The sequence below is a fragment of the Haloarcula amylolytica genome, from assembly GCF_049705545.1.
GTDB lineage: Archaea > Halobacteriota > Halobacteria > Halobacteriales > Haloarculaceae > Haloarcula > Haloarcula amylolytica_B.
In genome coordinates this window covers 2,449,165-2,462,257 of record NZ_JBNAMU010000001.1, presented here as the reverse complement: position 1 = coordinate 2,462,257, position 13,093 = coordinate 2,449,165, and the positions used below count along the sequence as shown (strand labels likewise).

The following is a 13,093-nucleotide window of genomic DNA, read 5'->3' as shown; positions in this document are numbered from 1 at the left end:
GCCGGCTTTTCAGAGCCGTTCCATCTGGCCGCTACAGGACGGACAAGCCGCCTTGGCGTCTTCGGTCCGGGTCCCGCACAGCGTACACTCGTACCGCATTCCAGTTGAGTCGCCGCTATCCGTGTCGAACAGTCCCGCCAGCCTGGGTAGCAGTTTCATTCTGGCCACCGTTTCAACATATGATACCTTTTGTCTAAATGCTTGTTACCACACCTCAGTATTTTCCGCGACTCCATCATGAACATTTATTATGTATGGGTCGAAAGGTGGTGGTACCCAATGCTTGTATCCGACGTATGCGCTTCGCTCCGACCCCACACTGCACCGCCTACGAACCACAGACGCCGGCCGACACGACCCCCAGGATGACAACACGAATCACGACCCCCCGAAACGACGACTCGTACCCGACAACCACGCTGCCCTTCGACGACGCGGACGGCCAGTCCCGGTCCCGCCGCGCGCCGAAGATGTTCTCGCCGACCAATCACGCCACGATGGGCCAGTTCGACACTGAGGCCACGGACCCGCGCTGAACTGGGACACAACGCATATCCCGACGGCACGCCTCCACTTCGATATGTCCGATTACACCACAGTATCGATTCCGAAGGACCTCGCTGAGCGCGTCGAAGAGACGATTGAAGGGACGAGTTTCTCCAGTACCTCCGACCTCGTTCGGTTCCTGCTCCGGAGTATCGTCGTCGAACACCAGCGGGAAGGAGAACTGACCGAAGCGCAGTTCCAGGATATCACTGACCAGTTGCGGGACCTGGGCTATCTGGAGTAGCTGGGTCGCTACTGCGGATACTTCTCTGGCGGCTCGACGTCGAGAACCGTGACCTCCTTGGCCTGTCCGGCTCTGTCGAAGGCTCCGAAGGCGTCGATATCCCATGGCGGGATGCCGACGAAGATGACCTCGTGGAGATCGTCGGTCTTGCTGACACCCATGTACCCGTCGGGGTGGGAGACGAACCGGCCCTGTGTTTGGCCGGCCGGCGTCCCCAGATCGACCCCGAACACTGCCTGTACAGAGGCCCCGGCTGAAGGGAGATAGAAGTCAGTGAAAACCGGCGTCTCGTCCGGCAAGTCAGCATCCGGGAGTTCCCCGGCCGGCGTGACGGCCAGCGAAATCGTCACGTCGTCAGGTTCGGCCTCGCTGGCGAGCCGTAACAGCGTCTCGACCAGTCCGCGTGTGACGTAGACCACGCCACTCCTTCGCACGGACCGGGTAAAACGGCGTCGTTTGCGTCGGTTTAGCCGAGCACGAGCGACTTGAGGTTCTTCGCGTACAGGCCCGGCGTCCGTCCGCGCGACCCGCGGAGCGCGTACGCGATGGCCTCGGTCGCGTCTTCCATCACGCCCTCCCCGTGTCCGACAAGCACCCGCTCGGGGTCCAGTCGGGAGAGCTTCTTCGGCGGGAACAGGCGCAACATCGGGTGGACGCCGAGTCGCTCGTCGCCGGCGAGGAAGTAGTCGGCCGTCCCGACCGCTTCAGGGACGACCAGCGTGTCGTCCTCGTCGCCGTACAGCGCGGCCTCCTGCCAGAACGAGTTCTCGATGATCTTGTGGACGCCGTAGTCCGTCCCTGGCAGTTGTCGGTGGATGCGTTCGACCGGCGCGTCGATGTCGTCTTCGACGCCGGACATCCACTCGGGAACGTACACTGGCACCTCGTGGCGGTTGGCGACGGCGGCGCTGTCGCGTTTGTGCCGGTCCAGCAGGATGACGACGCCAGCCACCTCGCCGAACTCGGCGAACAGGTCGTCGATGCCGTCGACGTCTATCGGGTCGACGACGAACACGCCGGCATCCGTCCCGAGGACGTGACTCGCCCGGACCATCATCTCGTCGGGGTACGCGATGTAGCTTACCCCGCGCTCCCAGCGGTTCGTCTCCAGCCACTCAGTCGCGTCGCCCTGACCTTTGATCGGCATACGCCCTCGTACGGGCCTGACGCGAATAAATGGTCGCGAACGGGAAACACGCCTCCGGAGGTTGTTCCGCCGGCGAGGACGGCGTCCACAGCGGCTTTGTCGGTGGCGGTCGAAACGCCGATCATGCTCTCATCGCCCGCCTGGCTCACGCTAGAGGTGAAGTATCCGGACCGTGCGACGGCGTTCTACGAGGCCTTTCTGGAACTCGACGTGCGCTCGGAGACGCCAGAGGAGGCCGTGCTCGCGGCCGGCGACACCGAGATCAGGCTCCGCGCGCCGGGCACTGTTCCCCGCGGCGGGCTGCACACTCACTACGCGCTGACGATTCCCGAACGGGAGTACGACGACTGGTACGACCGGCTGGGCGAGCGCTTCGACCTGGTCGAACACACCTTCGGGGACGCACGCTCGCTGTACTTCTACGATCCGCAGGGCAACTGCGTCGAACTCGGCGAGCGAGCGGTCGACGGCGACGGCGTCACCGGGCTGTTCGAACTCGTCCTCGAAGTCGAGGACCTGTCCTCGGCCGTGGAGTTCTACACCACGCTGGGGTTCGAGATCGTCGACGACGGCCGCGAGGACGGCCGGGTCAGGCTGTCGACCGGCGAGTTCGACCTGGAACTGTGGTCGCCGCGGCTCGGCATCGCGGACGCCCGGGGCGGCGTCCACGTCGACTTCGGCGTCGTCGCCGCCGACCCGAAATCGACGGCCAGGGAGGTCGCCGACGACGCGCTCGCAGTCACCTCCGTCGACGAGGGCGTCCGAATCAGGGACCGGGACGGGCACTACCTGACGCTGGTGTCCGAGTAGCGGCTGCCGGCGACAGTGTCGGCGGCGGGTGTCGAGAGCGGCTGCGGGCATCCGTGTGGGCGGCGAGCGGTGCGAGCGGGCGCGGATATAATGACCTCCCCTGTGCTAGTAGCCGTATAGACCCCTCATAGGCAGGTTCTTTTCCTGTGGACGGCCACTTTCCACCTGAGGATGTCCCCGACTGACTCCCGGACCGAGCGCAGTGTCCCGCCGAAAGCGACGCTGTTCTGTCCGGACTGCGGACACCGGAGCAGGTACGACGGTGACTGGATGGTGGTCGAGCGCCGCGGCGGGACGCACTACCGCTGCCCTGACTGCCACGCCCAGATCACGACCCGTCCGAGCCACACTGACAGGGGGCCGCCCCGGTTTCTGGACACCTACTGGCAAGCGTGGGATCACGGCATTCGCGTGTGGCACGGACTGCTGCAGCGATTTCTCTCTCCGTGAGCGGTCGTGCCAGCTACTACCCAGTACCTGAGACGCCAAACCCCACTGTGCTCGGGACGCTCGCCCTAGAAACGTGTCGTCCACCACAGGACCGCACGGAGAACAGGGCCTATCAGGCCACTCACTCCAGCCGCTCAGAGTCGATGCTGACACCCGGCGGGGTCACGATCAGGAACCCGCGGAAGTGCATCAGTTCGCCGCCGGCCTCCCGGACCGGTCGGGCGAACCCGGCGGCGAGTTCGTTCAGGTCGCCCTCGACGTTGAGAACTAGCACCGACCCGCTCTCGATAGTGTTGATCCACTGCTCGGGCGGCTCCGACCCGTCGAGGACGCCCAGCACGACGCGGTTGCTGCCGGCCCCGTCCCGGTCCTCGTCCATCTGGTCCTCCACGGCCTGCAGGTCCAGGCCCTCGAAATCGCTCATAGCCAAATGCATGCGCGGACGGAGCAAAAATCCTCCCCACCTGTCTGACGTGCGGCAGCCGCGTTAGCCGTGATGCCCGAACACCGACCGTGTGCCCCGTCAACGTGCCATCCGCATCATGAACAACTATAAATAGTGGAAGCGACCAGATACAGGTGCTTATGTCCAACAACGAGGGCACGTCGGGATCTCCGGCGGATCGAGTTCTTCCAGGGCACACTGGATTCCACGTCTGAGATAACAGACGCACGGATTTTCGACACCACGCTGCGCGATGGTGAGCAGTCACCACGCACGTCGTTCAACTACGAGGACAAACGCGAGATAGCCGCGCTGCTCGACGAGATGGGCACCCACGTCATCGAGGCCGGGTTCCCCGTCAACTCCGACGCGGAGTTCGAGGCAGTGCGCGACATCGCCGAGTCCACGCGAGTGACGACCTGCGGACTGGCGCGTGTGGTCGAGAAAGACATCGAGGCGGCCTTGGATTCGGGTGTGGACATGGTCCACACCTTCGTCTCGACGTCGGACGTACAGTTGCAGGATTCCATGCACGCGACCCGCCAGGAGGCGCTCGACACCGCCGTCGATTGTGTCGAGATGATCAAGGACGCGGGCGTCGAGTGCATGTTCTCGCCGATGGATGCGACCCGGACCGACGAGGACTTCCTCGTCGAAGTCATCGAGGCCACGTCCGCGGCGGGGGCGGACTGGATCAACATTCCGGACACGTGTGGGGTCGCCACGCCGCGGCGGTTCTACGACCTCATCGAGATCGTCGACGACTGCACCGACGCCTACATCGACGTGCACACGCACGACGACTTCGGGCTGGCGTCGGCCAACGCCATCTCCGGCTTCGAGGCCGGAGCCAGCCAGGCGCAGGTGTCGGTCAACGGGATCGGCGAACGCGCCGGCAACGCGGCCTACGAAGAGGTCGTGATGGCGCTGGAGTCGCTGTACGATGTCGACACCGGAATCGACACCACCCGCATCACGGAGCTGTCGCGGATCGTCGAGGAGAAATCCGACATCGGGGTGCCGGCGAACAAGCCCGTCGTCGGGCGCAACGCCTTCTCCCACGAGAGCGGCATCCACGCCGCCGGCGTCATCGAGAACTCCGATACGTTCGAGCCGGGCGTCATGACCCCGGAGATGGTCGGGGCCACGCGCGAACTCGTGCTCGGCAAGCACACTGGGGCCCACTCGGTTCGGGAGCGTCTCGTCGACGCAGGGTACGACCCGACCGAAGCGGAGGTCCGAGAAGTGACCCGCCGCGTCAAGGAGTACGGCGCGGAGGAACAGGTCACCATGTCGGTGCTTGAACGGTTCGCCGAGGAGATCGGCGTGACCGAGGAGAGCGAGGAGGTCCGGGCGTAGGCCGATGACCTCGCCTCCGGCCGTCACTAAGAGTGAGCAGCCACCGGTGAGCCCCCGGTTTCGAGATGCGATCCGCCAACGACTGTCACAGAACGTTTATTATTCGGGACGAACTGCTTCCGGACGTGATGACCGCGGCTGCTGGGCGTCAGGTTCGACCGTCCGCCAGCGCCGCGACCGCTATTCTCGGCGTGCGTATTGTAGGGGCACTATAGCCCCTCTCTTCACATTTTCACACCCGGTCGAATCGATTCGCCACAACACCACAGAGTCACCAGTCATGCACGCAGCACACAAATCACCGCGGTATCGACCCCGAACGCGAACAGACGGAGGGATGACACGATGAGCGAACGCGCATCCGTCCCCAAGGAAGAGGAAGAAACGGAGTCAGAAACAGAACAGGAGCCGGTCACGACGGGCGCGCAATCGGTCATCCGCGCCCTGGAAAACGCCGGGACCGACTACGTCTTCGGCGTTCAGGGCGGCGCGATCATGCCCGTCTACGACGCGCTGTACGACTCCGACATCAACCACGTCACGATGGCCCACGAGCAGGGGGCCTCACACGCCGCCGACGCGTACGGCATCGTCACCGGCGACCCCGGCGTCTGTTTCGCCACGTCCGGGCCCGGCGCGACGAACCTCGTGACCGGCATCGCCGACGCCAACATGGACTCGGACCCGGTCATCGCCTTGACCGGCCAGGTCCCGACAGAGTTCGTCGGCAACGACGCCTTCCAGGAGACCGACACCGTCGGCATCACTCAGCCGATCACGAAGGAGAGCTACTTCGCCGCCGACTCCGACACCGTCGGCGACAATGTCAGCGAAGCGTTCGCGCTCGCCGACGCCGGCCGGCAGGGACCGACGCTGGTCGACCTGCCGAAGGACGTGACCCAAGGCGAGACCGAGGTCGAACCCGGCAAGCCGGAGACGCCGGACACCTACGACGTGCCGGAGGAGGCCGACGACGAGAACGTCCAGGAGGCCGCCGAGGCGCTGGCCGAGGCCGACCGCCCGGTCATCCTCTCGGGCGGCGGCGTCATCAAGGCGAACGCGTCGAGCGCGCTCCGGGAGTTCGCCAAGGAGTACGAGATCCCGGTCATCACGACGATGCCCGGCATCGGTTCCTTCCCCGAGGATCACGAACTCTCGCTCGAATGGGCCGGGATGCACGGCACCGGCTACGCCAACATGGCGATTACTAACACCGACTGCATGCTGGCTATCGGGACGCGCTTCGACGACCGCTTGACCGGCGGCGTCGACTCCTTCGCCCCCGACGCGGAGGTCATCCACGTCGACATCGACCCCGCCGAAATCAGCAAGAACGTCTACGCCGACTACCCGCTCATCGGCGACGCCCGGGAAGTGCTTCGCCAGCTGTTCGACGCGATGCCGCGCGCACCGGACGCCGACGAGTGGCGCGACCAGTGCCAGGAGTGGAAGTCGGAGTACCCGATGGACTACGACACGCCCGACGACGAGCCGCTGAAGCCGCAGTACGTCGTCGAGCAGTTCTCGGAGATGACGCCGGACGATACCATCGTCTGTACCGGCGTCGGGCAACACCAGATGTGGGCCTCCCAGTTCTGGGAGTACACCGAGCCCCGCACCTGGGTGTCCTCCCACGGGCTGGGCACGATGGGCTACGGCGTGCCCGCCGCCATCGGCGCGAAACTCGCCGCGCCGGATCAAGAGGTCGTCTGCTTCGACGGCGACGGCTCGTTCCTGATGACCGTCCAGGGGCTCTCCGTTGCCGTTCGGGAGCAACTGGACATCACCTACGTCGTCCTCAACAACGAGGCGGTCGGGATGGTCCGCCAGTGGCAGGACGGCTTCTACGAGGGCCGCCGGATGGCCTCCGAGTACCCGTGGATCCCGCAGTTCGACAAGCTCGCCGAGGCCTTCGGCGCGCGCGGGTTCACGCTCGAATCCTACGAGAACGTCGAGGAAACGATACAGGAAGCACGCGACTACGACGGCCCGAGCGTCATCGACGCCCACATCGACCCCGGGGAGAACGTCTTCCCGATGGTCCCCAGCGGCGGTGACAACGGCCTGTTCGCGCTCAACGAAGACCAGCTGGACATGATCTAACAATGACTGGAGGAATGCCAGGCCCCGCGCCGGACGAACGGATGCGCCCGAAGGGCCGACGCAACACGCAGGGAATCCGCGTCGATCCCGAGGCCGAAGTGACCCACGAACCGCGCCAGGCGGTGCTGTCCGCGCTGGTCAAGCACCGACCGGGCGTGCTGTCGGAGGTGTCGGCGCTGTTCAGCCGACGGCAGTTCAACATCGAAAGCCTCACCGTCGGGCCGACAGTCGACGAGGACACAGCCCGGATGACGATCCTCATCGAGGAGCCGGAACCGGGGATCGACCAGGCGAAAAAGCAACTTCGGAAGCTCGTGCCCGTCATCTCGGTCAGGGAACTCGAAGGCGAAGCCGTCCGTCGGGAGCTCGCGCTGGTGAAAGTCAGCGGCGAGAAACCCGACGACGTCAACGCCATCGCCGACATGTACGGCGGGCAGGCCGTCGACGCGTCGACCGATTCGGTCACCGTCGAAATCACGGGCAGCAAGCAGAAGATCGACGCCGCCGTCGAGGCGTTCAAGCAGTTCGACGTGCAGGAGATCGTGCGAACCGGGGCCGCCGCACTGGAACGCGGCCCGAAAACATTAGAGAAAGATGTCTGACGAATTCACCACAACAGTCTACTACGACGAAGACGCTGACGTATCGACACTCGACGACGAGACCGTAGCCGTGCTGGGCTACGGGTCACAGGGCCACGCCCACGCGCTGAACCTTCACGAGTCCGGCGTCGACGTAGTTGTCGGCCTCCGCGAAGACTCTTCGTCGTGGGCCGATGCCGAGGACGCGGGCCTCCGCGTCGAGACGCCCGACGTGGCCGCTGGCGAGGCGGACCGCGTCGTGATGCTCGTTCCTGACACGATCCAGCCGGCCGTCTACGAGGCCATCGAGGACGAACTGGACGCCGGCGACACGCTCCAGTTCGCCCACGGCTTCAACATCCACTACGGCCAGATCGAACCGCCGGAAGACGTCGACGTGACGATGGTCGCGCCCAAATCGCCGGGCCACCTCGTGCGCCGGACCTACGAGCGCGGCGAGGGGACGCCCGGTCTCATCGCTGTCTACCGGGACGCGACCGGCAACGCAAAGCAGGAGTCCCTGGCCTACGCGAAGGGCATCGGCTGTACCCGAGCCGGCGTCATCGAGACCAGCTTCCAGGAAGAGGTCGAAACAGACCTCTTCGGCGAGCAGGCCGTCCTCTGTGGCGGCGTCACCGAGATGGTCAAGGTCGGCTTCGAGACGCTGGTCGACGCCGGCTACGCGCCAGAGATGGCCTACTTCGAGTGCCTGAACGAACTCAAGCTCATCGTCGACCTGATGTACGAGGGCGGCCACATGGGGATGTGGAACTCCGTCTCCGACACCGCCGAGTACGGCGGCCTGACCCGCGGTGAGGAGGTTATCGACCGCGAGGGTATGGAGAAGATCCTCGAAGAGGTCCAGAACGGCGAGTTCGCTCGCGAGTGGATCAACGAGAACCAGGCCAACCGGCCCGCCTACAAGCAGTACCGCGACGCCGAACAGAACCACCAGATCGAGGAAGTCGGCGGCCGCCTGCGCGAACTGTTCGCGTGGGGCGAGGACGCCGACGCCCAGAAGGAAGAAGCCCCTGCAGATGACTGACGACACACCAGCAACAGACACGAGCGAATCGACGGACTCGCGCGAGACGATGCGCAGCGTCCAGCACACCCACCCGAAGACGAGTTCGACCTTCGGCGCGGTGTTCCGCCGCGGCCCGGTCGTGGCCGCCGACGGCGGCGAGCGCGACGGGGAGGACGCTGACGAGACGATGGAAGACATCGACCACGAAGCGCCCGGCGAGGGCGTCACTCGCGCATACGAGCGCGGGACGGAAGGACGGGACGAGACAGTATGAGTTCAGGAACGCTGTACGACAAAGTGTGGGACCGGCATAAAGTCACGACCCTGCCGAACGGTCAGGACCAGCTGTTCGTCGGACTGCACCTCATCCACGAGGTCACCAGCCCGCAGGCTTTCGGCATGCTCAAAGAGCGCGGCCTCGACGTCGCGCGCCCGGACCTCACCCACGCGACGGTCGACCACATCGTGCCGACTGCGAACCAGGACCGGCCTTACAGTGACGACGCGGCCGAGACGATGATGGCCGAACTCGAAGAGAACGTCCGTGACGCTGGCATCCAGTTCTCGGACCCGACGACGGGTGACCAGGGTATCGTCCACGTCATTGGCCCGGAGCAGGGCATCACCCAGCCCGGCAAGACCATCGTCTGTGGCGACAGCCACACCTCCACCCACGGCGCGTTCGGCGCGCTCGCGTTCGGTATCGGGACCAGCCAGATTCGGGACGTGCTGGCGACCCAGACCATCGCGATGGAGAAACAGAAGGTCCGCAAGATCGAGGTCACCGGCGAACTCGACGAGGGTGTCGAAGCGAAAGACATCATCCTCGAAATCATCCGCCGCCTGGGCACCGAGGGCGGTGTCGGCTACGTGTACGAGTACGCCGGCGAGACCATCGAGAACCTCGACATGGAAGGCCGAATGTCCATCTGTAACATGTCAATCGAGGGCGGCGCTCGCGCGGGCTACGTCAACCCCGACGAGACCACCTACGAGTGGCTGGAGGACACGGACTACTTCCAGGAACACCCCGAGAAGTTCGAGGAGATGAAGCCCTACTGGGAGTCCATCCGCTCGGACGAGGACGCCGAATACGACGACGTCGTCGAGATCGACGCCGGCGAACTGGACCCCGTCGTCACCTGGGGGACCACGCCCGGCCAGGGTATCGGTATCGACGATCCGATCCCGGAACCCGAGTCGCTGGCCGACGACAAGGTCGACACCGCCCGTCGTGCCCAGGAGCACATGCGCGTCGAGCCCGGCGAGACGATGGAGGGCTACGATATCGACGTGGCCTTCCTGGGCTCGTGTACCAACGCTCGACTGCCTGACCTGCGCCGTGCGGCCCGTATCGTCAAGGGCCGCGAAGTTGCCGATGACGTGCGAGCGTTCGTCGTCCCCGGCAGCCAGCGGGTTCAGGAGGCCGCCAGAAAAGAAGGCCTGAAGGACATCTTCGAGGAAGCCGGCTTCGAGTGGCGCAACGCCGGCTGTTCGATGTGTCTGGGCATGAACGAGGACCAGCTGGAGGGCGACGAGGCCTGTGCCTCCTCCTCCAACCGGAACTTCGTCGGTCGACAGGGCAGCAAGGACGGTCGAACCGTGCTGATGAACCCACGGATGGTGGCCGCTGCGGCCATCACCGGCGAGGTCTCTGACGTGCGCGACCTGGAGGAGGTGGCTCTGGCATGAGCGACCCCACCGAGGACATCCCGTCGGTCGATTACGTCGAGGGGTCTGGCATCCCGATTCGCGGGAACGACATCGACACGGACCAGATCATCCCGGCGCGGTTCATGAAGGTCGTCACCTTCGACGGTCTGGGCGAGTTCGCCTTCTTCGACCTGCGGTTCGACGACGAGGACAACGAGAAGGACCACCCGTTCAACGAGGAGCGATTCCAGGACGCCAACGTCATGGTGGTCAACAACAACTTCGGCTGTGGCTCTTCCCGCGAGCACGCGCCACAGGCGCTCATGCGCTGGGGTATCGACGCCATCATCGGCGAGTCCTTCGCCGAAATCTTCGCCGGGAACTGCCTGGCCCTCGGCATCCCGACGGTCACCGCCGACCACGAGACGATCAACGCGCTCCAGCAGTGGGTCGACGACAACCCCGACGGCAAGATCGAAGTCGACGTGCGGGCGGAGACGGTCACCTACGGCGACAACGAGATCAACGTCAGCGTCGACCGCGCCCAGCGCGAAGCTCTCGTCGAGGGCAACTGGGACACGACGGCGCTGATGAAGGCCAACCGGAACGCTATCGAGGAGACGGCCTCGCAGTTGCCGTACCTCGATCAGACGCGGTCGGAGCTCGAAGCGGACGATTAACGACACGGCCTCTCGTGGCGGTGGCGTGAGCGTCCGGTTCGCAGAGGGGGACGATTGACGCGAGGTCGCCCCGCGACCTCGGTTCGCGCGAACGGATTTTCTGTCTCGGAGATGGCAAGAACAATAGCTTCGTGCGGCGGTTTTTCGATATGGACCAGATCCGCGAGATACACATCGCGCCGCTGGGGCACGAGCGCGACCGGATCGCCGAGCCGATTCACCAGCACAACGCCGACGACGTGTACCTTCTCACAGCGACGGCGGAGCCGTCGCGGCTGACACCGTACCAGCAGGCGCTCGTCGAAGACCTCGACGCCAACGGCGTCACCGTCGAACTGCACCGAACGGAGTTGCACGACCTCTATGACGTACTGGCAGTCGTGACGACACTGACCGCCGACCATCCTGAGGACATCGTGCGCGTCAACGTCTCCAGCGGGCCGAAAGTGGCGGCCATCGGGAGCGCCATCGCGTGCATGGCGACCGAGGCGACAGCTTACTACGTCCACCCCGAGGAACACGTCCCGTCGGTTTCTTCCGAACCGCTCACTCGCGGGATGGAGCGCGCGGAGGTCCTGCCGTCGTACCCCATCGAAGCGATCTCCCGCGACCAGGTTGCAGTACTGGACTATCTCAAGCGAACCAACACGGACACCTACACCGCCAAGAAGTCGGACCTCATCGCGTTCGCTGAGGACACCGGACTCTCGTTTATCGCCGACGCAAATCCGGCCAACGAGAAGGCGAAGTTCGCGCTGTTGAACGCCAACATCGTCGACCCGCTTGCCGAAGACGGCTACATCAGTGTCAGCGATGTCGGCCGGACGAAACAGGTGGAGATGACCGAGACCGGCGAGAACGTCCTCCACGCGTTCCGACACAGGCTCTGAGATATCCGCAGTATCTGTCACTCGGACTGTCGTAACACTGAATGAACTGAAACCAACTCTTTTGTCGTTTCAAGCTCTAGCGGTATACGCTTTGGTAACGCCCACCACATGAACCACTTGTCAATAGATGATATCACGGTGCTCCACGTCGATGACGACCCCCACTTTGCCGAGATTGCCTCGGAGTTCTTGGAGCGAGAAGATACCGCGTTCTCGGTGGTGACCGCGACATGCGTCGATAATGCGTTGACAGTGCTTCGCGATGACCCGATAGACTGCATCGTCAGCGACTATGATATGCCTGACAGGGACGGACTGGATTTCCTGAAACTGGTCAGGGACGACTACCCGGACCTGCCGTTTATTCTGTTCACCGGCAAGGGGTCAGAGGAGATCGCGAGTCGGGCCATCTCGACCGGCGTCACCGACTATCTCCAGAAGGAGGCCGGGACGGAGCAGTACACCGTTCTGGCGAACCGAATCAAGAACGCGGTCCGGACCAACCGGGCTGAAAACGCGGTCCAGCGGACGGAGGACAGGTACCACAATCTCGTCGACACTGCACCGATTCCGATCCTCCTCTTCGACCGTAACTGGGAAGCTCTGTATGCTAACGAGGCCGCCGTAACGTTCCTTGATGCCGACTCCTTCGCCGAAATATCCGGGAAGAAGGCGAGTGAATTTCTCCACCCTGACGAACTGGATACGGCCAGAGAACGGTTTCAGCGTCTGATGTGCGAGGACATCTCTGTTCCGGAAGAGGAGTACCGCGTGGTGACCGTCGAGGGCAGAGTGAAGACAGCGACGATTGCCACCGCACCCGGCTACTACCGCGGCGAAAAGGTTGCTCAGGCGATGCTGTACCGATAGCCCGGGGACGTGTGTATAGCATCTATGAACCGCTTCAAATCGCTAGTCCTGTCGCTGTGATAACTACTGTATCAATAGTATGCACAGTATCAACTGTATAGATAGTATTGAGATAGAACCTACATAGTCGCCATCGCTACAATCGGTTGCGCACGGGTCGCCAGCGATCACCCCCAATTCGCTTCGGCCCTCCACAGGTTCACGTCGTCCGCTGGTTACCCGTGCCACTCCCCTGAACGTGTTCGGTTTCCGCCTCCGAACGCTGTTTTCCGAGTTTTCGATCCGCGG

At 64.1% G+C, this 13,093-nt stretch carries 17 protein-coding genes; 13 read left to right on the top strand and 4 right to left on the bottom strand.

Annotated features, from left to right (window positions below; translation table 11 throughout):
• Positions 1-9: 9 nt before the first annotated feature.
• The gene (locus ACOZ4H_RS12880) at positions 10-159 is read right to left on the bottom strand and encodes a DUF7129 domain-containing putative zinc-binding protein (RefSeq protein WP_424329654.1); all 150 of its coding nucleotides are present in this window, start codon (positions 157-159) and stop codon (positions 10-12) included.
• 137 nt (positions 160-296) lie between these two features.
• Here ACOZ4H_RS12880 and ACOZ4H_RS12875 point away from each other — a divergent pair, with 137 nt between their 5' ends.
• Complete coding sequence (locus tag ACOZ4H_RS12875; RefSeq protein WP_424329653.1) at positions 297-536, top strand: hypothetical protein; 240 nt, start codon at positions 297-299, stop codon at positions 534-536.
• Positions 537-580: 44 nt separating this feature from the next.
• The gene (locus ACOZ4H_RS12870; protein WP_004515598.1) at positions 581-790 is read left to right on the top strand and encodes a ribbon-helix-helix domain-containing protein; all 210 of its coding nucleotides are present in this window, start codon (positions 581-583) and stop codon (positions 788-790) included.
• A gap of 8 nt (positions 791-798) precedes the next feature.
• Here ACOZ4H_RS12870 and ACOZ4H_RS12865 read toward each other — a convergent pair whose 3' ends face one another.
• Both ACOZ4H_RS12865 and ACOZ4H_RS12860 read right to left on the bottom strand, forming a co-directional pair.
• Positions 799-1,209 carry a hypothetical protein gene (locus ACOZ4H_RS12865; RefSeq protein WP_424329652.1) on the bottom strand — a complete coding sequence of 137 codons (411 nt, stop codon included), beginning with the start codon at positions 1,207-1,209 and terminating at the stop codon, positions 799-801.
• A 47-nt stretch (positions 1,210-1,256) separates the two neighbouring features.
• The gene (locus ACOZ4H_RS12860) at positions 1,257-1,937 is read right to left on the bottom strand and encodes a hypothetical protein (protein WP_424329651.1); all 681 of its coding nucleotides are present in this window, start codon (positions 1,935-1,937) and stop codon (positions 1,257-1,259) included.
• Positions 1,938-2,060: 123 nt separating this feature from the next.
• Here ACOZ4H_RS12860 and ACOZ4H_RS12855 point away from each other — a divergent pair, with 123 nt between their 5' ends.
• Positions 2,061-2,747, top strand: a complete 687-nt coding sequence (locus tag ACOZ4H_RS12855) for a VOC family protein (protein WP_424329650.1) — start codon at positions 2,061-2,063, stop codon at positions 2,745-2,747.
• A 171-nt stretch (positions 2,748-2,918) separates the two neighbouring features.
• Entirely contained in the window at positions 2,919-3,197 is a 279-nt protein-coding gene (locus tag ACOZ4H_RS12850) for a hypothetical protein (protein WP_424329649.1), read from the top strand.
• A gap of 121 nt (positions 3,198-3,318) precedes the next feature.
• On the opposite strand, the gene ACOZ4H_RS12845 is transcribed toward ACOZ4H_RS12850, so the two are convergent.
• Complete coding sequence (locus ACOZ4H_RS12845) at positions 3,319-3,621, bottom strand: DUF5779 family protein (protein WP_424329648.1); 303 nt, start codon at positions 3,619-3,621, stop codon at positions 3,319-3,321.
• A 135-nt stretch (positions 3,622-3,756) separates the two neighbouring features.
• Between ACOZ4H_RS12845 and ACOZ4H_RS12840 the strand changes: the two genes are divergently transcribed.
• From ACOZ4H_RS12840 to ACOZ4H_RS12800, 9 genes are all read left to right on the top strand, one after another.
• Positions 3,757-5,001, top strand: a complete 1,245-nt coding sequence (locus ACOZ4H_RS12840) for a LeuA family protein (RefSeq protein WP_137682344.1) — start codon at positions 3,757-3,759, stop codon at positions 4,999-5,001.
• A 345-nt stretch (positions 5,002-5,346) separates the two neighbouring features.
• Complete coding sequence (ilvB, locus tag ACOZ4H_RS12835; RefSeq protein ID WP_424329647.1) at positions 5,347-7,104, top strand: biosynthetic-type acetolactate synthase large subunit; 1,758 nt, start codon at positions 5,347-5,349, stop codon at positions 7,102-7,104.
• A 14-nt stretch (positions 7,105-7,118) separates the two neighbouring features.
• On the top strand, positions 7,119-7,706 hold the full coding sequence (gene ilvN, locus ACOZ4H_RS12830) for an acetolactate synthase small subunit (protein ID WP_424329646.1): 588 nt from the start codon (positions 7,119-7,121) through the stop codon (positions 7,704-7,706).
• On the top strand, positions 7,699-8,730 hold the full coding sequence (gene ilvC, locus ACOZ4H_RS12825; RefSeq protein WP_424329645.1) for a ketol-acid reductoisomerase: 1,032 nt from the start codon (positions 7,699-7,701) through the stop codon (positions 8,728-8,730). Before ilvN ends, ilvC begins: the two co-directional genes overlap by 8 nt.
• Positions 8,723-8,986: a hypothetical protein gene (locus ACOZ4H_RS12820; protein ID WP_424329644.1), complete on the top strand. Its 264-nt coding sequence runs from the start codon at positions 8,723-8,725 to the stop codon at positions 8,984-8,986. The genes ilvC and ACOZ4H_RS12820 overlap by 8 nt, the downstream gene beginning before the upstream one ends.
• On the top strand, positions 8,983-10,404 hold the full coding sequence (leuC, locus tag ACOZ4H_RS12815; RefSeq protein ID WP_424329643.1) for a 3-isopropylmalate dehydratase large subunit: 1,422 nt from the start codon (positions 8,983-8,985) through the stop codon (positions 10,402-10,404). Before ACOZ4H_RS12820 ends, leuC begins: the two co-directional genes overlap by 4 nt.
• Entirely contained in the window at positions 10,401-11,045 is a 645-nt protein-coding gene (gene leuD / locus ACOZ4H_RS12810; RefSeq protein ID WP_424329642.1) for a 3-isopropylmalate dehydratase small subunit, read from the top strand. The genes leuC and leuD overlap by 4 nt, the downstream gene beginning before the upstream one ends.
• Positions 11,046-11,194: 149 nt before the next feature.
• Positions 11,195-11,935: a DUF6293 family protein gene (locus ACOZ4H_RS12805; protein WP_424329641.1), complete on the top strand. Its 741-nt coding sequence runs from the start codon at positions 11,195-11,197 to the stop codon at positions 11,933-11,935.
• Between the two features lie 108 nt (positions 11,936-12,043).
• Entirely contained in the window at positions 12,044-12,805 is a 762-nt protein-coding gene (locus ACOZ4H_RS12800; protein WP_424329640.1) for a response regulator, read from the top strand.
• The last annotated feature ends 288 nt before the right edge of the window (positions 12,806-13,093 follow it).